At 29.5% G+C, this 19,375-nt stretch carries 16 protein-coding genes, 1 other RNA gene and 2 riboswitches; of the genes, 4 read left to right on the top strand and 13 right to left on the bottom strand.

Annotation, left to right across the window (positions count from 1 at the left end; all coding sequences use genetic code 11):
* Positions 1 to 477: a 5-(carboxyamino)imidazole ribonucleotide mutase gene (purE, locus tag D4Z93_RS10645; RefSeq protein WP_119973400.1), complete on the bottom strand. Its 477-nt coding sequence runs from the start codon at positions 475 to 477 to the stop codon at positions 1 to 3.
* A gap of 91 nt (positions 478 to 568) precedes the next feature.
* Positions 569 to 670, bottom strand: a riboswitch (purine riboswitch).
* Between the two features lie 269 nt (positions 671 to 939).
* Between purE and D4Z93_RS10650 the strand changes: the two genes are divergently transcribed.
* The 3 genes from D4Z93_RS10650 to D4Z93_RS10660 all read left to right on the top strand — a co-directional run bounded on the left by D4Z93_RS10650 (position 940) and on the right by D4Z93_RS10660 (position 3,669).
* Positions 940 to 2,433, top strand: a complete 1,494-nt coding sequence (locus D4Z93_RS10650; RefSeq protein ID WP_119970197.1) for an ISLre2 family transposase — start codon at positions 940 to 942, stop codon at positions 2,431 to 2,433.
* A 243-nt stretch (positions 2,434 to 2,676) separates the two neighbouring features.
* Positions 2,677 to 3,261, top strand: a complete 585-nt coding sequence (locus D4Z93_RS10655; RefSeq protein ID WP_119973402.1) for a GDSL-type esterase/lipase family protein — start codon at positions 2,677 to 2,679, stop codon at positions 3,259 to 3,261.
* 228 nt (positions 3,262 to 3,489) lie between these two features.
* Positions 3,490 to 3,669, top strand: coding sequence for a hydrolase (locus tag D4Z93_RS10660; RefSeq protein WP_119973404.1), 180 nt, complete (start codon positions 3,490 to 3,492; stop codon positions 3,667 to 3,669).
* A gap of 334 nt (positions 3,670 to 4,003) precedes the next feature.
* On the opposite strand, the gene D4Z93_RS10665 is transcribed toward D4Z93_RS10660, so the two are convergent.
* From D4Z93_RS10665 to D4Z93_RS10680, 4 genes are all read right to left on the bottom strand, one after another.
* On the bottom strand, positions 4,004 to 4,582 hold the full coding sequence (locus D4Z93_RS10665) for a YdcF family protein (RefSeq protein ID WP_119973406.1): 579 nt from the start codon (positions 4,580 to 4,582) through the stop codon (positions 4,004 to 4,006).
* Between the two features lie 161 nt (positions 4,583 to 4,743).
* Positions 4,744 to 6,177 carry an NCS2 family permease gene (locus D4Z93_RS10670; RefSeq protein WP_119973408.1) on the bottom strand — a complete coding sequence of 478 codons (1,434 nt, stop codon included), beginning with the start codon at positions 6,175 to 6,177 and terminating at the stop codon, positions 4,744 to 4,746.
* 85 nt (positions 6,178 to 6,262) lie between these two features.
* Positions 6,263 to 6,363: riboswitch (purine riboswitch) on the bottom strand.
* A gap of 101 nt (positions 6,364 to 6,464) precedes the next feature.
* Positions 6,465 to 8,120, bottom strand: a complete 1,656-nt coding sequence (locus D4Z93_RS10675) for a TaqI-like C-terminal specificity domain-containing protein (RefSeq protein WP_119973410.1) — start codon at positions 8,118 to 8,120, stop codon at positions 6,465 to 6,467.
* Positions 8,121 to 8,162: 42 nt separating this feature from the next.
* Positions 8,163 to 9,557, bottom strand: a complete 1,395-nt coding sequence (locus tag D4Z93_RS10680; protein WP_119973412.1) for an MATE family efflux transporter — start codon at positions 9,555 to 9,557, stop codon at positions 8,163 to 8,165.
* 373 nt (positions 9,558 to 9,930) lie between these two features.
* Between D4Z93_RS10680 and D4Z93_RS10685 the strand changes: the two genes are divergently transcribed.
* Positions 9,931 to 11,121 (top strand): S1C family serine protease, encoded by a 1,191-nt coding sequence (locus D4Z93_RS10685; protein ID WP_119973414.1) that lies wholly within the window; start codon positions 9,931 to 9,933, stop codon positions 11,119 to 11,121.
* 47 nt (positions 11,122 to 11,168) lie between these two features.
* Here D4Z93_RS10685 and D4Z93_RS10690 read toward each other — a convergent pair whose 3' ends face one another.
* From D4Z93_RS10690 to dnaG, 8 genes are all read right to left on the bottom strand, one after another.
* Positions 11,169 to 12,452: a methyl-accepting chemotaxis protein gene (locus D4Z93_RS10690; RefSeq protein ID WP_162920296.1), complete on the bottom strand. Its 1,284-nt coding sequence runs from the start codon at positions 12,450 to 12,452 to the stop codon at positions 11,169 to 11,171.
* 138 nt (positions 12,453 to 12,590) lie between these two features.
* Positions 12,591 to 12,964: RNase P RNA component class A (gene rnpB / locus D4Z93_RS10695), an RNA gene on the bottom strand.
* 72 nt (positions 12,965 to 13,036) lie between these two features.
* Positions 13,037 to 13,753 (bottom strand): zinc ribbon domain-containing protein, encoded by a 717-nt coding sequence (locus tag D4Z93_RS10700; RefSeq protein WP_119973417.1) that lies wholly within the window; start codon positions 13,751 to 13,753, stop codon positions 13,037 to 13,039.
* Between the two features lie 103 nt (positions 13,754 to 13,856).
* Complete coding sequence (locus D4Z93_RS10705) at positions 13,857 to 14,672, bottom strand: Nif3-like dinuclear metal center hexameric protein (RefSeq protein ID WP_119973419.1); 816 nt, start codon at positions 14,670 to 14,672, stop codon at positions 13,857 to 13,859.
* Positions 14,663 to 15,352 (bottom strand): tRNA (adenine(22)-N(1))-methyltransferase, encoded by a 690-nt coding sequence (locus tag D4Z93_RS10710; RefSeq protein ID WP_119973421.1) that lies wholly within the window; start codon positions 15,350 to 15,352, stop codon positions 14,663 to 14,665. The genes D4Z93_RS10705 and D4Z93_RS10710 overlap by 10 nt, the downstream gene beginning before the upstream one ends.
* Positions 15,353 to 15,384: 32 nt before the next feature.
* Complete coding sequence (locus tag D4Z93_RS10715) at positions 15,385 to 16,272, bottom strand: PH domain-containing protein (protein WP_119973423.1); 888 nt, start codon at positions 16,270 to 16,272, stop codon at positions 15,385 to 15,387.
* Positions 16,273 to 16,382: 110 nt separating this feature from the next.
* Positions 16,383 to 17,447: an RNA polymerase sigma factor RpoD gene (gene rpoD / locus D4Z93_RS10720; protein WP_119974323.1), complete on the bottom strand. Its 1,065-nt coding sequence runs from the start codon at positions 17,445 to 17,447 to the stop codon at positions 16,383 to 16,385.
* A gap of 20 nt (positions 17,448 to 17,467) precedes the next feature.
* Entirely contained in the window at positions 17,468 to 19,240 is a 1,773-nt protein-coding gene (gene dnaG / locus D4Z93_RS10725; protein ID WP_119973425.1) for a DNA primase, read from the bottom strand.
* Between the last annotated feature and the right edge of the window lie 135 nt (positions 19,241 to 19,375).

Raw genomic sequence — 19,375 nt, forward strand, 5'->3', positions numbered from 1 at the left:
TTATAATTCCACTCCTTCATTATTATCTTTTATAAATTTTTCTTTCATGTCTTTTCTAAATTGAATAAGTTTTTCTTTTATTTCAGGATATTTTAATGATAAGATCTCTACGGCAAGCATACCTGCGTTATAACTGTTGTTTATCCCAACAGTAGCAACCGGAATTGATTTAGGCATCTGAACTATCGAAAGCAATGCATCCATACCGCCTACTGCAGCATTTATAGGAACTCCTATAACTGGCAGTACTGTTTGAGACGCAATTACACCAGGAAGATGTGCTGCTAATCCTGCTCCTGCTATTATGCAGTCACAGTCCAAATTTATCTTGTTTATAACCTCCGTAAGCTTTTCTGGAACTCTGTGCGCAGAAAGTATATAAGCTTTATATTCTATACCAAATTCCTTTAATGCATTAGCAGCTCCCTTCATTTTTTCAGTATCGGACTTACTTCCGAAAATAATAGCTACTTTCATTTATTAATCCTCCTCATAACATAATAAGAAATTATATTAAATAAAAAATCCACTATTGCCCTGATTATGCGATTAGTGGAATAAATTCATATATTAATTCAACACAATCCATAGACAAGCAATTTACGGTTAACCTGTAGAAACTCCCAAACCATATTATTGGGATTATATGGATGACTTATTTAATTATCTTACATGGATATATTAACACAGTGATATGAAGAAATCAATATATTTAGATAAATATAATTGAAAATATTCGTGTATATAAATATTAAAGAATATAATAGTATGATAATGTTCGTACTGTATAGAACATTATTCTTAGAGTATAATTTTAGTAGGCAAAGGTAGTAATAATTACTGGTTAAAATAATAAAGGAGATACAAAAAGTATCTCCCATGTACATAAAAATCCATTATAATATAAGTTGATAAGACTATATAGAAATGGGTGAGATTATGTACAATTTAAACGATACTTTAAGTTTAAATGATAATGAAATAACTTTCAATAGTTTAGAGAAAAAAATATATAAATATGCGTGTGATACAGCATGTGAAATTCTAAGAGAGGTGCTTTCGCACCTGGACCGGAGGTTAATGGATGAAAGAGATGCCGAAATATATAGAAATAAAGGATTAAGGCATACGTGTATAAAAACTATTATGGGAGATGTAGAATTTGACAGACGTATATATGAATACAAAACTGATCAAGGGAAAAAGGCATATAAATTCTTACTGGATGAATACTTAAAAATGGATACAATAGGCCATATTTCAAGCACTTTAGTAGAAAAAATAGTAGACAATGTAACCAATGTGTCTTATAGGAACACTTCAAATAATATTAAAGAACTGGCAAACCAGGAAATCAGCCATACGGCAGTATGGAATGTAGTACAAAAATTAGGTTCTAAAATAGAAGAAAAGGAAGAGAGGAAGATACTGCTGAATAAAATGGGAAAATTAAAGGGCTCAAGGGAAGTTAAGGCCTTATTTCAGGAGATGGACGGCATCTGGTTAAGCATTCAGGGGAAAGATAAACCTAAAGGAAGGAAGTCTAAAAAGAAAGAACTTAAGCTGGGAGTAACTTATGAGGGCTGGAAAAAGAGAGGTGGCAGAAAAGACGGCTATGTAGTTCATAATAAAACAGCATGCGCCAGCTTTGGAACAAGTAAAAAATTCAAGGAACTTAGTGATGCCGCCATTGCAGAAGTATATAACACAGATGAAATAGAAGTAAGAATTTTGAATGGGGATGGTGCCCCATGGATAAAACAGAGCATGGGTGGAGAAGGCGTATATTTTCAGTTAGATCCATTCCATAAAAGTCAGGCAGTACTGAGAAATATGGAGGATAAAAAGGAAGCATATAAACTCATGAAAATGCTGCATGACGGAAAAATAGATAAGAGTTTTGAATACTTAACAGGTCTTATGGTTAAGTATACTAATAACGAAAAAAAGTTTAAGAAATTAGAAAAACTGTATACATATCTCTTTGAAAATAAGGCAGGATTAGTGCCATATCACTTAAGAGAAGAGATAAAGATGCCGGAGGCACCTGAAGGACTGGAATATAGGAATTTAGGCACAATGGAGCATAATATTTGTGACATACTGGCCCAGAGGATGAAAGGGAGAAAAATGAGCTGGTCTATAAAGGGTGCAAATAATCTGGCAAAAATACTGGCAGAAAAAGCTGGTAAAAGAATATACCAAACAATCGATGAGATATGTTCAGGTTCTATTTCAGATGATAAACTGGAGAAAATAAAAGAGGTTATAACATTAACGGCAGCTGATGTTAACAAGAAACCTAAGAAGAGCAGGTATTACCATATACATAAAGCAGGGATACCATTTACAGGCTGCGCCGTAACCAATGGCAGAAAAGCGATACAGAGCTTTTTTCAGGAAAGAAATCTCAGTGAACTGGTTTATAGATAATTTAAAAACTCGGGATAAAAAGTTAACAGGATAAGTGCGCCCTTCCGGGCTGTGGACGGGGCCATACGGGAAGAAAAATATCAACTGAATTTACAATGGAAATTTTAAAAAATAAAATTGCCCACTTTAACTTGACACAAACAACATTATTTTTATATTAGAATACTGAGTAATTGTGATTTATAATATAATTATACATATCTAATTTGAAGTAGTTATTATTTTAAGAGAGGATGTTATATCGTGAAAATTGTATGTATAGGTGACAGTTTAACTTTCGGATATGGTGTATCCAAAAAAGATTCATGGGTTGAAATATTGAAATCAGAATTAAATTTAGATATTATAAATAAAGGAGTAAATGGAGATACAACTGCAGGAATGCTTGCAAGATCATACAATGATGTAATAGAGAACACACCAGATTACGTTATAATAATGGGAGGATTAAACGATTTTATGAGTAACAGAAATCTAAATTTAGTAACATCAAACTTAGATGAACTGATAAGTGAATCATTAAAATATAATATAACTCCAATAATCGGTATAGAACCACTTTTACTTCCTCCAATTGCAAAGGAAAAATGGAGCGAAGATTTGGATTACAAAGCTATAAACTCCACTCAATTATCATATAGAAATTGGATAATGATTTTTTGTGCTTTAAAAAATATAAACTATATTGATTTTCAAAAATGTTTTGAGAAAAATCTAAAAAACAAGCTTCCTTCTGAACTATATATAGATGGACTGCATCCAACACCCCTCGGGCATAAATTAATGGCAGGATGTATTAAGGAAGTTTTTAAAGTCATGAACATATAAGGTTTGTCATTTGCAATTATTAATCACTTTCTCCTAAATATCTAATAATATATCACTAATATATTATTAATCATATATTATTAAATAAATATAATATACTATTGATTTGTTTGATAGAAAATGTTATACTTTTATAGTAGTTTTAAGCTACATTTTTAATCAAACTACATAATATATTACTATAATTTATATTGGACAATGAATAAGTGATATTGAGGAGGATATATTATGACTGGTATTTATGATTCAAAAGTTTCTGAAGAGTTAAAAAAAGAGGTAGATAGTTTTATATCCAAATCTAATGCATCTGCCGATGATTTTATAAAACTGCTAGCTGAATCATATAATGTTAATTTGACACCATTAGATTTATCTTATGGTGATTACTGGAATAGCTTTACCGATTAATTTCAACTTTAAATAAATTTTGACCTCATAACACAAGTTATGAGGTCGCTTTTTTGTATAGGATTTGTAATTCCAAGCTTAAATTATACGTAAGCTGACATTTCCAAAATGTAGGCACATTAAAAAATTTTTTAGTAAGTCTTAGTGAAGTATTTTTGAAAATCTTAGTAGATTTTATATGTTTGAGCAAAGCGAGTTTATAAAATCTGCTTAGATTTTTATAAATACGAACTTAGACTTACTAGAAATTTTTTAGGTGACGAATTTTGGAAATGTCAGCTGGAATATAACTTAAGCTTTCATTTATAAACCCTATAAGAAATTATAGTAGTGATTATATTATTTTTACCATATAATACTTTACTAAAGCAGGAAGCTCTCTTATATATCCCCATATTTCATGAGATTTACGTGATGATACAAAAACTCCGGAATAACTGGCATTCAATCCTTCATCTTCTGCCATAAGAGATGCTCTTTTTAAGTGATATTTATTTGAAACTATTATTGAAGTTCTTAAATTGTTTTTTTTCATTATATTTTTAGAATTTATAATATTTGCCATTGTAGAATTGGATCTATCATCTATTAGTATTTGAGAGGAATTAACACCTCTAGACATTAGATATCTTTTCATGGCCTCAGCCTCAGATATATTCTCTCCATTACCTTTTCCAACTGACACTATAATATATTTTCCATATCCATTTTTATAAAGTTCATATCCTCTTTCTATCCTCGATAGTAGAAATTTACTTGGTGTACTGCCATAAACCTTACACCCCAAGACAATTATACAATCTGATTTTTGAGGTTTCTGAGTGTTTCCAAAATAGATTATATCAAAAGTTGTTAAAATTATAGCAATAGCTAATATAAAAAAAGCAATTATTGATATCTTCTTAATTTTCATCCTAAACTCACCTTCATTCAATCATGGTAATATAATATTAATTTATTTATTATATGGATTCAATCCTAAACAAGTACTTTTAATAAATAATTTATACATTAATATAAAAAGGTCTTTAAAAATCCCTAGAAAGAATCTTTAAAGACCTTTTTGTATTTAATTTACGGCATTAATACAAATCTTAAAATAAACAATATCGCAAGTACATATATTATCGGATGAACTTCTTTATATTTTCCTGTAGTTATTTTTACTATAGGATAGAATATCATTCCTGCTGCTATACCATTTGCAATACTATAACTAAATGACATAAGTGCTATAGTAAGAAATGCTGGTAATGCTTCAGTAAAATCATCAAAATTTATATTTTTTACGGCCCCTATCATGAGAACTCCTACTATTACAAGCGCAGGTGCTGTAGCTTCTGCTGGAACTATTCCAACTATACCACTAAAGAAAATAGCTAAAATAAACATAATACCTGTAGTTAATGAAGTGAGTCCGGTTCTTCCTCCTTGTGATACACCAGAGGTTGACTCAACATATGTTACAACAGTACTGGTTCCAAGAAAAGAACCTACAGTTGTTGCAACAGCATCTGACAACAAAGCTTTGTGCATATTTTTAACCTTTCCATCTGCATCTAACATCTTAGCTTTTTGGGCCGTTCCAACCAAAGTTCCTATAGTATCAAATAAGTCAACTAAACTAAAAGTTATTATTACCATTATTATACTTGTAAAAGCACCAAATATACCTGCTTTACCAAGACCTAAAAGCCCTTTAAAGTCAAATGCAAAAAACGTAGGTGCAAGTGAAGGTGGTGCACTTATTAGCTTTATGCCTTCTAAATGAGTTATTCCAAAAGGGATACCCACTATAGTTGTAAGTATAATACCAATCAATATAGACCCCTTAACCTGTCTTGCCATTAATATTGCTGTGATTGCTATTCCGATTATAGTCACAAGTGCATGTGGGCTCGTGAAACTTCCAAAACTAACCAGAGTTGATGGATTCGCTACTACAACTCCTCCACCCTTTAATCCTATAAGTGCTATGTAGAGCCCTATACCACCTGATATTGCAAATTTCAGATTTTGTGGTATGGCATCCACTATTTTTTCTCTTATCGAGGTTACTGTAATTATAATAAATAAGATTCCTGATACCAATACTGCTGCTAATGCTTGTTGCCAGGTATAACCAAGTGTCAAACAAACAGTATAAGTGAAAAATGCATTAAGACCCATTCCAGGTGCCTGAGCAAATGGAAGGTTTGCATAAAGTGCCATGACAAGTGTACCAACTGCAGCTGCTATACATGTTGCAGTAAATACTGAAGCAACAATCGGATCATTTATGGCTGATATGCCTGCCTTTACAGCTGCATCCCCCATCAAACCTTTCATATTCATACCAGCTTGCATTAAAATATTAGGATTAATAAAAATTATATAAGCCATGGTTATAAAGGTCGTTATTCCTGCTAGGACTTCCGTTTTGACATTAGTGCCATTTTCTGATAAATGAAAAAATGAGTCCAAAAAAGTTTTTTGTGTTTTGTTAGGTTTAGTTTTTTCTACATACATTGTTTAATCCTCCCTAAATATAAAAAAGCCTCTATATTCAGGATTAAGAGCAAATCCGGAATTAGAAACTAATTTGTGAATTATAAAATCCAACGGACCCACCCATAGTCAGAGATTTACGGTGCTCTGGTAGAAACTCTTGAACCATATTATCAAGATTATACGGACTAATATTGAACTATCTTACGATGTATATATTAACACTTATAATGCGTAAAATCAATACATTTTTTATTTTTTTAATTGCAACGTTTATACATATTAAATTATAACAGAGATTTAATATATTAATGTTCGTTTTTTTTTGATTTTACAGTAAACTTAAATGATGAATTTATTATATCAACATATTCCTTCTGTATACCATACATTTTAAATATAACTTTATCTAGAATTTCCTTCAACTCAGGTCTTGAATCCTTTTCGGAAATTAATTTATCTACAATTTCCTCTACTAAACTTTGATCTGCTTTATCACAACATTTTATTGGTATCAAGTTTAAATCATATTTTTTTATTTGTGGCATAGATCTTTCATTTGTAATTAGAAAATTTAAATAATACCATTGGATTAGTTTCGAATTTAAAATACCAAGTACATATTTATAAGAAAATTTATCACTTAAATTTATTAGACCATATAGCGATTGTTCAATAATAGTACCTTCTGTATCTAGAGCAGCAACTATAGTATGTCCTGTTTTTCTAATAATTATTTTATTCTTACATTTTAATTTTCTAATATCCTTAGTTCCGCCTTTTATATTATCATCATTAAACTCATAGTAATTTATGTTCAATACTTTAAAATTTGATATATTCTCACCTTTTAATATTCTGACCTGAGAATCATTTATCCTGTACTTTGTTATCTTCGATTTAATTCCTATAAAGCCTGTAAATGTAAGACATATCTCTCCCAAAGAAACACTGTTATATTCTATAAACGACTTTATCAAACTATTTAGATTATTAGACTCATAAGAAAATTCATAATTTCTATTACTCAAATATAAATTTTGATATATATAATATTTACGTTTACCATATATATCTAAACACACTTTATTATTGGGATCATAATTTTTTTTAAGTATCATAACCATGATATCAGTATTTATATTTGGGAATTCCATTTCAAATGCCAAATTCATAAGATTATATTTATTTAATATTATTTTTCTAAACTCAACATACTGAAGATTTCTTGCAAATGTACACGGCAACACAAATGCCATAATACCATTAAACTCTAAAACCTGCAGAGACCTTTTTATAAAGCATTCATATAAATTCGGAAGGTATAAATTTCCCTGGTATTCTTTAATATAATATTTTATTAAAGCCCTGTCTATATTTCTAGCATACTTTCTTTTCATTGAAACCCATGGAGGATTTCCAACAATAAAATCATAAGAATTTCTCCAAAAATTGCGTAGAATTTTATTGCCATTCATATTTTCCCATTTAATTAAACTATTACAGCAAACCACATTAGAGCTTAAATTAAGCTCTATTTTAGCTGCTCTCATAAGATTTAATTTTGTGAATTCAACCGCACTATTATCTATATCAGATCCATATATACAATTTTTTAATATATGATATGGCAAATTTTTAAGCGTCCAGTATGAATCAGATGATATTTTATCATTATAAACTGTATAAATTTCACGTGAGTACTTTGCTTTTATTTTATTTATCGAATCAGAAAATTTTTTAAATAATATATTATATACTTCAATTAAGAAATATCCACTTCCACATGAGGGATCCAATACTTTCAAAAAAGGATTATTCACAACATCAACATTTTTCAAAGCATTTTCCATCATGTAACCTATTATAAAATCTGGAGTATAAAATGCTCCATTATCTTTTCTTTTTGATTTATCCATTAAGTTTTCATATTGTAACCCAAGTATAGAATTTTCATCAAACATATAATCACTTCTCAAACATAATTTATACATACATTAACTATATCATTTTGCACAATCCAATGACATTTTACGATTTTCTTCTTTAAAATCACCATCATCTTTACGATTAAGTTTTTTAACCTCAAAGAATAAAAATATAGCCGTTATTATAGATGCGGTAAAATCAGATACAGGACCTGCCATCCATACTCCATTTAACTTAAACATATGCGGTAATATGATTAGCATCGGTATCAAAATTATTACCTGTCTTGAAAGTCCAAGAAACATTGATATTTTTGCTTTTCCTATGGCCTGGAAATAATTTGAACTAACTATCTGGAATCCTACAATGGCAAACATAGACATATACATTTTTAATCCATGAACAGTTATATTAGTCAAATTTTCATCATTTTTATTAAACAGTTGAACTAATGCTGTTGGAGCAATATTAACAACTAAAAAACCAAGTACTGAAATCAAGCTTCCAACTATACATGCGAGAAAAAGTGCTTTTTTTACACGTTTGTATTTGTTTGCTCCATAGTTAAATCCTATTATAGGCTGCGAACCCTGGTTAATTCCGAATATAGGCATCAAAAATAAAGTTGCTATACCATTTATTATTCCCATAGCTCCTATGGCTAAATCTCCTCCATACATTGCCAGGCTTTTATTTAGTACTATATTTACTGCACTTGCTGCAACCTGCATTGCAAAAGGAGACATACCTATAGAAACTATACTTAGAACAATGTTTTTCTCAAGTTTAAAGTTCTCTTTCTTTAATTTTAAGAGACTATGATTTCCCAAAAAATAAGAAAGAACCCATATACATGTAATAGTCTGAGATATTACCGTTGCAACTGCTGCCCCTCTTATTTTAAATCCTAAAACACATATAAATAAATAGTCCAATAGTATATTTACTGGTGCTCCTATAAGTGCTGTCATCATTGCCTTTTTGGGTGCTCCCTCTGCTCTTATAATATTATTAAGACCAAAACCAACACTTTGAATTACAGAACCATATACTATTATACTTATAAATTGTCTTGCATACTCTATTGTATTTTCACTCGCCCCAAAAGACGTCAATATAGGATTGATAAATATAGATGCTAAAATTGTGACACATATAGATATAACTATGAGAAGAATAAATGAATTTCCCAATATTTTTTCTGCTTCATCTTTTCTGTTTTGCCCGAGTCTTATAGATATACATGCAGAACCACCTACACCAATCAACATTGCAAATCCCATTATTATAATACCTATAGGAAAAGTAAGGCTTACTCCAGATATAGCCAGTGCGCCAACCACTCTGCCTATAAAGATTCTATCTATAATGATGTATAGAGAATTCACAAGCATTCCTATGACTGCCGGAATAGAAAATTGAATTAGTAAATTTCCAATTGATTCTTTTCCTAATCTTTCTGATCTATCCATATACATAACCTCCCATTATATAAAATTATCCTTGTTTACAGCAATAAAAAAACTCTATTCTTACGAATAGATATTAAAATTTTTAGACCGATCTAAATCATACTATTATTCAACTTTAGTATTTTAATATTTGATATAAACTTCAATATTTTAAGTGCTAATAAAATATTATATACTATAAAATATATGTTGTCAAATCAAATATTTTTTTATTTTTAAGACTTTTTATACATAATTGTTATATTCATTTAACACTTTTGTCATAGAAATGTCACAATATTAAACTAATATAATTATATAAAATTTGTTTATATAATCGTCATATATTTCAATATAATTAATATATTTATATCATTCTAGGAGGTAAATTTGTATGGATAACTTAAGTAATAGTAAAAATTCACCTAACTTAAAGATGAGTAAAAGATTAAAAAGAAAGTTTAATAAAACTATTTCTTACGTATTAGTTGGATTAATATGCAGTATTCTAGGTGGTGGTATTTCTACTTTAGCTTGTTTATATATAATTCCTAAATCAAATGCTTTCACAAATACTCCACTGTATCAAAATATAATAAAAAATGCTAACGTAAATACATCATCTGTATCTGCATCTACAGTTTCAACTAAAGGTACTGGTTTAACTGTTGCAGAAATAGCTAAAAAAGTAGGGCCCGCGGTAGTTGGTATATCAGTCAAGTCCGTAAGCAGTAATAATACTGGTTTATTTGATGATGGAAGCAGTGGTACTACAGAAGAAGAAGGAATGGGATCAGGTATCATCATAAGTAGTGATGGATACATACTTACTAATTACCATGTAATAAGTAATGCCGAACAAGTAACTGTAATTTTCAATAATAAATCGGAAGTTTCTGCAAAAATTATAAATTATGATTCATCTTTAGACTTAGCAGTAATAAAAGTAACTAAAAGTGAAAAAATGCCAGCAGTTGCTGAATTAGGTTCATCAAAAAATATGCAAGTTGGAGACTCAGTAGTTGCAATAGGCAATCCTCTCGGCAAAGAATTGTTAGGTTCCGTAACTTCGGGAATAATAAGCTCAACTAGCAGACAGATACAAGTTGGAGATTCTACACAAACATTACTTCAAACAGATGCAGCTATAAATCCAGGAAATAGTGGTGGTGCCCTAGTAAATTCTCTGGGTCAAGTAATAGGAATTAATTCTGCTAAAGTGAGTGGAAATGGTGTTGAAGGTTTAGGTTTTGCAATACCTATAGATACAGTAAAACCTAAGATAAATAGTCTGCTAAAACCAATTTTAAAAATAGGTTTTGCTGGAAGAGATATAACTTCTGATATAGCAAAAGCTTACAATAAACCTGAAGGTGTATATGTCGTACAAGTGGAAGAATTCAGTTCAGCTGAAAAATGTGGGCTTGAAGCTGGAGATATAATAACAAAATTTGATGGTAAAACTGTAAAATCTGTAGAAGACATAAATGAAATGAAATCTAAACACAATGCAGGTGATACTGTCAAAATTAAAATTTTAAGAGATAATTCTGCTAAAACTCTGACCTTAAAATTAAGTGAATAATATAAAAAGAGAATTGAACTAAATTCAGTTTAATTCTCTTTTTATTATCACACTTTAAATTTTTCGACTAAACTGTTAAGTTTTTCCGCAAATCTAGCTTGTTCTTTAAAGGTTTCAGAAACCCGTTCTATTGCCCTGGTATTTTTATCAATACTAAGCTTTATAATTTCCGAGTGCTCCGATGATTTTTCAAACGCACTTGATACACTTTGTGTTGCATTACTAATCTGATCTATCGCATTAGAAAGTTCCTCTGACATAGATGCTATTTCTTCTGACATATTGCCTACAAAATTCGAGTCCTCAAGGTAACCTTCTCCAGCTTTTTCAAAAAACATAAGTTCAGGAATTATACTTGAATTCATAAACTCTAATATTTCACTGCTTGTGGACGAAAGATTCTCAAATGAATTCTGAACCATTAAAATAGTATTTTGAATTTCTGAAACTGCCTGTCCAGATTGTTCTGCAAGTTTTCTAACTTCTTCTGCAACTACTGCAAATCCTTTTCCTTGCTCACCAGCTCTTGCAGCTTCTATATTTGCGTTAAGTGCAAGCAAATTAGTTTTTTCTGCTATACCTGCGATTGTATCAGCCATAACTTTTATGTTTTCAACTACTTTACTGTCTTCTATTGCACTTAACATTTTCTGTTTCTTATTATCATACAATTTTTCAATCTTAGAAATTATTTCTGCTCCCTTGGTTTTTACAACAGTTACCCTTTCTTTTGATTTAATAGAATTATTATTTCCTTCTTCAGCTTTTGTGGACAATTCATTGATATTTGAATCAAATTCTTCTATTGAAGCTGTTATCTCTTGCGATGCAGCATTAGTTTCCTGTATACCAGAAGCTATACTTGTTATCCTACTATCTATTTCCTCAGATTTCTCAGATAATTCTTCAATTGTAGCTGAAAGTTCTTGACTTGAAGCATTCATATTCTCTGAATTCTCAATAATCACTTTTATAAGTTCTTTTATGCTGCTTTGAGCTTGTTGAATTTTTTTCTGAATATTAGCAAATTCGTCATTCCCAGATACCTCATATTTTTTTGTAAAATCAAATTTAGTCATACTCTCTACCATTTTAGTTATCTTTGATAATGAATTAGTTATATTTCTCGATATTGCTACCTCAATTAATAATGCTATTATTACTTGAATTACTGCTAAAAATAAAATTGTTGTAATTGTACCAGACTCACTACTAATTTTTCTAAGAGAAAATATCACTACAGTGTCTATAATAATATTTGATAATATTATTATAGAAAATGCTATAATAATTTTGAGCCTAACAGTTAGTTTGCTAAATAAATCCATCATTGTTACTCCTCTCATTCTATAATAACTAAATAATACAGCCTTAAAAAACTGCATAATAAAAACAGATAAATGCAGATTACAAATTTAACCTTATAATAAAGAGCATTAGGCTTATAACCTAATGCTCTTCACGATATATATGCGACTAAATCTATAAGCCGAGTTCTGTTTAAACAATCATCTATCTAGATTTACTGTTACCAGTAAATTCAAGCGATACTACCCAGAGGAAGGACGGGCCGCCCCCTCTTACTGACCAAAAGCCGTAAGACACCTCTCTATTCGATCTTGCTCCAGATGGGGTTTACATAGCCGCAAAGTCGCCATTGCGCTGGTGAGCTCTTACCTCACCTTTCCACCCTTGCCAGTATATTTATAAAATACCTTAGGCGGTATATCTCTGTTGCACTTTCCTTCAAGTTACCTTGACTGGGTATTACCCAGCACCCTGCCCTATGGAGCTCGGACTTTCCTCTCCCACAGAAGGTGGCAGCGATTGTTCAATTTACTCGCATTTATTATAATATCATATGTTTAATATAATTACAAATAATTTTACTTAAGAACTGTTTATAATAAATCAATCATTTTTCATCATTATAATAAATTATTCTTCCACAATTATCACAATAAACTATTTTTTCACCCTTTTTTATAGAGTCTAACGTAAGTGATGAAATCTTCATCCTACAGGCTGAACAAATTTGTTTATCCAATTCACCTGCACCACTTCCAGTTAAACTGAATATCTTATTAAATTCCTCTAATAACCCTTTAGGCAGAGCATTCTCCATTTGACCTATAGACTTCGTATTTTTTAAAATAGTATCCTTGGCATGTGCTATTCTTTTATTTGCTTCATTTTTATAATTATAAAAATTATTTTTTATCTCATATAACTTATTTTTATACTTTTCAAGGCTTGAATCCAACTCTTCTTCTATTTCAAGTAATCTAAAAAGTTTATCATCTAAAGCTTTTAAATTATCTTCCTTAGATGAAATTTCCTTTTGAGTGGCATTTATAGATTTTAAATCACATCCAGTATAATTATACAATTTATTTTTAAGATCATCTAATTCCTTCTTTATAATTGATGATTTCTCACTTGCCTCATTATAATCTGCCTTTACTTTTTCTATTTCATGAATTTTTTCCTTAAAATTTTCCTTACTTTTTTCAAATTCTAATTTTAACTCTTTTAACTTTCCTATATAAGAAGTATCCTTTACTATATTATTATAATTTTTTATTTCTTTTCTACCTTTTTGAATCTCTAAAAGAAGCTTCAACGAATCCATATACTTTTCCTCCTAAGCTAAAATTTTATATCTGCAAAACTACAAATAATTTAAACAGAAAATATATAAAAAAATAGAAATGAGAATTTATACATACTCATTCCTATTTATATTTATAAGGATCTTTATTTGTTTCTGACAATAAAACAGAATTTTTAAATCCTTTAAATTCTATTGCATTTTTAAGCCATCTAGAAAATACTTCTATACCTGCCCACTCAGTTCCAAAATGTCCTGCATCTATCACAGCTATACCTTCCTCTGAAAAATCGCTTACATAATGATATGAAGTATCACCAGTTATTATACAGTCAGCACCCATATTTTTAGCACTTTCAAAATAGCTCTGCCCACTTCCATTTATAACTGCCAATTTTTTTATAAGTTTAGCTTCATTTCCACAAAACCTTAAGTATGGCACATTCAAACACATTTTAACTTTATCACATAGTTCAATTAACGTGAGAGGCTCACTTACATATCCTATTCTTCCTATTCCAGATATTTTATCATTATCTTCTCTAACTTTAGATGGTTCAATAGTTTCACAATTCATTAAATCCAAAAGACCAGCTACAATATCATTAATTCCACCTTTTGCAGAGTCAAGATTCGTATGGCTTGAATATACATTTATTTCATTTTGTATCAAACGTATTATTTTTTTCCCTAAAAGAGTATCTGTTGTTATATTCGATGGTCTTTTAAATAATAAAGGATGATGTGTTAGTATAAGATTACAATTTTTCCGTATGGCTTCATCGATAACAGATAAAGTACAATCTAAAGCTACAAGTATTGAAGAAACCTCACAATTATTATCACCAAGCATCAAACCAACATTATCATAGCTCTCCTTGAATTTTGAAGGTACATGCTCTTCCATTATATTACCTACATCTATCACCTTTAAAGACATATTAATATTTCCTCCAATTTCTGAATTTTATTCTTTAATTCAAACTTTCTTTCTAAAGCTAAATCAGTAGTTTCTTTTATATTTTCAAGTATTTCCCTATACTTATTAAGTTTTGCCAAAATAAACTTTTTTATATCAGGGTGATTAGTATCAATTAGTTTTTCACTGATCTCATAAAATATTTCATCAACCTTTCTAGGATTATTATCATACTTTACTTTTATTATCTCATAAAATTTGTTTTCGTCAATACATAAGTTTTCATTTATTATATTATAACCTTTTTTATAAATATATTCTCTTAAAACATCTGTATTTTGCATAGGTTGAAATATAGCAAAATCAACTTTTTTAAAAACATCTATTCCATCTTCTAAAATATCTCTTATAAGGTTTCCACCCATACCAGCAATTATAATTCCTTGAACCTCGCCTATTTTAAGTTTTTTCAAACCATTACTTAACCTACATTCTATCTTATTATCTAAATTATGTGAATTTATATTAGCAAGTGCCTTTTTAAGCGGTTTCTTATTTATATCACAAGCTATTACATTATCACATAATTTGTTATTTACAAGATATATAGGTATATATCCATGATCAGTTCCTATATCTGCGACACAATGGCATTTATCTACCATCATTGCTACAGATTTCAGCCTAGTACTTAAATTCATAATTAATTATTCTCCATTTCAATCAATTTATATTATCCAAATATCAATAATATTCTAATTTGAATTACAAGAAAGGTTATAGCTAGTACAAAAGGAATATATATATATTTATACACAGACTTTTTATCATACCTTGCATATAGGTACGCAGCATGATACATACAAAATAATACAGCCATATTTAATAATCCATAAAACATCTGCTTAAACGCAAATTGTTTTCCGGTTCCAAACTTTACTGCTACAAACTTTGAATTAAAGCATAATGGCATTATATTTTTTAAAGAACCATTCAAATACATGATTATTGGCATAAAAGTTATTACAACTATAACTACAGCTATTATTAAAAATGGTATAAATATCTTTTTGTCTTTATATATATTAATGTTACTGTTAATATTATACTCCCAATCAGTTTCATATATATTTTTTTCATTCAACTTAGATTTAAAATCATAGAAATTTTCAGGTGACAGCCCATAAATTGTATCATTAGTTTTAATATAGATAATATTCCTGGTAGATGTGACAAACATATATGTAAATCCTATTTTTTTTACTAAAGCTCTTCCTATAGCAAAATAATTTTTTCCATATCCAGATATCTTACTTCCGTTAATATGCCCAAGTTGTTCTTTATATCCTTTTACATCCTTAAGAGGTATAATCAACTTTTTAAGCCTCAGAGCACTTTTAATATAAATATTACTATCATCAATAGAATATACAAGAGAAGTATAAATAACTATATAATATAACTGATATAAATTAAAAGCCGCTATTATCAATTTTAATAAAACAGATACTTCATACGAATTTACTATAAAAAGCAGTATTATAAATAGTAAATTATATACTATAGCAGTTCCAAGCATAAATAATATTCCAGGACTTTTTACTGATTTATAATTTTTCACAACACCGCCCCCTTTTTAATTATACCATACTTATATTTGTGAAAATAATATTATGCTACTCACAAATTATGAATATAAAAAAGAGAAACATTTAGGTTGTTTCTCTTTGATTAATCTAAGTAATCCTTTAATTTTTTACTTCTGCTTGGATGTCTAAGCTTTCTAAGGGCTTTTGCTTCTATTTGTCTTATCCTCTCTCTAGTTACATTAAATTCTTTTCCAACTTCTTCAAGAGTTCTTGCTCTTCCATCATCTAATCCAAATCTAAGTCTTAACACTTTTTCTTCTCTTGGTGTAAGTGTATCAAGAACATTTATAAGTTGTTCTTTAAGCATCGTAAATGCTGCTGCTTCTGCTGGTGCTGGTGCTTCATCATCCGGTATAAAATCTCCAAGATGACTGTCTTCCTCTTCTCCTATAGGAGTTTCTAATGAAACAGGCTCTTGAGCTATCTTCATTATTTCTCTTACCTTATCCACCGGCATTTCCATAATTTTAGCAATTTCCTCTGGTTGAGGTTCTCTTCCGAGTTCTTGAAGAAGCTGTCTTGAAACTCTAACTAATTTATTTATAGTTTCAACCATATGAACAGGTATTCTTATAGTTCTAGCCTGATCTGCTATTGCTCTAGTTATTGCCTGCCTTATCCACCATGTAGCATAAGTACTAAACTTATATCCTTTTCTGTAATCAAACTTTTCAACAGCCTTTATGAGTCCCAAATTTCCTTCCTGAATTAAGTCTAAAAATAACATTCCTCTTCCTACATATCTCTTTGCTATACTTACAACAAGTCTTAAATTTGCCTCAGCCAATTTTTTCTTTGCAACCAAGTCTCCATTTTCAATTTTTTGTGCCAATTCAACTTCTTGCTCAGGATAAAGTAGTGGTACCTTACCTATCTCTTTCAAGTACATTCTAACTGGATCATCTATCGCAATGCCCTCAGGTACAGATAAATCTAAATCCTTCTCGTTAACTTCAGCTTCATGTATATCACCAATGACTTCTATATTCATAGATTCCAACACTTCATATATCTTTTCAATTTGTTCAGGATTTAAATCTACTTCTTCTAATTCATCTATTATTTCTTTATAAGTCAAAGTGCCATTCTTTTTGCCTTTTTCTATGAGTTTTTTAACTATTTGCATTTTTGCACTTTTATCTTTCATTTTTTTTCCTCCTTCAGCCACTACTGTATACCACCAATCTTTTTTTGTATTTCTATAAGTTTTTGTGCCAATTTAATAGATTCTTGAGTTCTTCCATCACTTTCACATTTTTTTATTTCATTCATAATATCCTGTTTTTGTGCTTGCAGCTTAAACCTTTTAATAACATTTATATAATCCTCTATAATATCCTTATACTCATTCTTATCATATTCTATTTTCAAATCTGATATATTTATCCACTCTTTTTCTGTATCAACTTCTTTACATTCAGATTCTACACGTTGTTTTCTGTTTCCTTCTTCATAATTTGTATTTTGAATGATATAATTATATATTTTTTTATGACTTTCGATTATAAACTCATTATCATTGAAGTTTTTAACTATATATTTTAATAATTCATCATCTTCGAGCATAAATCTTAAAATCCATCTCTCAGCTTTTACGTAAGCGGGCTCTAAATATAATTTTTGTCCAAAATTATTGTCAATATTCATCTTTTCTTGTTTTTTTACATTTTTTTGAAGCTTACTGTTCAAAATATCATATAGCGCCTGTTCGCGTATATTCGTTTGTTCTGATAATTGTTTAATATATACACCCTTTTCTATAGGATCCAATCCTTTAAGAACTTCCAAAACCTTCTCAGAATACAACACGATATCTTGAGACTTTTTAAAATCAAATTCACCTTTTATTTTACTTATCTTATAATCTATTAAAGGAAACGATGTATCTACAAGTTTTAAAAAACTTTCCTTACCATTATTCCTTACAAATTCATCTGGATCCTTGCCCTGTGGAATAGTTAAAACTCTTACATCGAGTCCAATTTCTTTAAGAATTTCAATGCCTCTCATAGTAGCCATCTGCCCTGCCGTATCTGCGTCATATGAGATTATAACCTTATCCGCATACTTCTTTATAAGTCTAGCCTGATCTTGCGTAAGTGCTGTACCTAAAGATGCAACTGCATTATTAATTCCATATTGATGCAATGATATACAATCCATATATCCTTCCACAATTATAAGTTCTCTGCTTATTTTACCTTTTATAGCAAAATTTAATCCGTAAAGATTTATACCTTTCTTGAATAAAGTAGTCTCAGGAGAATTTAAATACTTCGGCTTTGAGTCATCCATAACTCTTCCGCCAAATCCTATAACTCTTCCTCTATAATCAAAAACAGGAAACATAACTCTATTTCTAAATCTATCATAATAGGATCCTTTTTGGCTTTTAATTATAATTCCAGCTTTAAGCATATCCAATTCAGTAAACCCTTTATTGCTTAAATATTTAATTATATTATTCCAACCTGGAGGCGAATAACCAAGTCCAAACTTTCTAATTGTAGTTTCAGTTATTCCTCGATCAATAAAATATTTCTTAGCAATTTTATTTTTTTGGAGACAATTAAAAAAATATCGAGCAGTTTCTACATTTATTTTATATAACTTTTGAAATGACTCTTTTAATGAAGTATTGCCCTTATTTTCAAATTGTATATCTATATTGGCTCTATCCGCTAGAAATTCTACTGCTTCTGGAAATGTTAAATTTCTAGTTTTCATAATAAAAGTTATAACATTCCCTGCCTCTCCACAGCCAAAACATTTATATATTTGCCTATCTACAGACACACTAAAGGACGGTGTCTTCTCATTATGAAATGGACACAATCCAGTATAATTTCTTCCAGATCTTTTTAATTTTACAGTTTCAGATATAACATCAACTATATCATTTGAGTACTTTACTTTTTCAATGACATCTTCCGATATCAATAAACATTCCCACCTATCATAATTTATTGTACGAGATTTAATATATTCGACATAAGTTACTATATTCCTTCTAAATAAATATATTTTTTTAAAATATACCTATTTATTTAAATACAATTGTTATTTTTCCCATTT

The organism is Clostridium fermenticellae, from assembly GCF_003600355.1.
Taxonomy (GTDB): Bacteria; Bacillota; Clostridia; order Clostridiales; family Clostridiaceae; genus Clostridium_AV; species Clostridium_AV fermenticellae.